This is a genomic window from Variovorax sp. Soil_C_17 (genome assembly GCF_057657265.1).
On record NZ_JBDGIT010000068.1, the window covers coordinates 1 to 262 of the forward strand.

The window sequence follows — 262 nt, forward strand, 5'->3', positions numbered from 1 at the left end:
CACGAACCGCTTGGCGATCACCTGGTTGACCGCGGATTCGACGAAGCCGGTTGCAATGCGCTCCCCGCATCGGTACCTCTCCCCGTAGTTGACGATGGCGCCGGCGTTGTTGTCGATGTAGATCGCAAATTCATCCAGCGCCCGATCAAGTTTCCTCAGCACGACCGAGGGCGGCCGCCCAGCTTGCCTGTCCTGCTCGCGCACGCCGTCGATCTCTTCGAGCAGGTCGTACAAGGTTTCGTCGGCGCGCATCACGTTTCCA

At 61.8% G+C, this 262-nt stretch carries 1 pseudogene; it reads right to left on the minus strand.

The features are described from left to right. A pseudogene (locus tag AC3A6Y_RS35065) lies at window positions 1-252 on the minus strand (ISKra4 family transposase); the annotation flags it as partial. Window positions 253-262 lie beyond the last annotated feature (10 nt).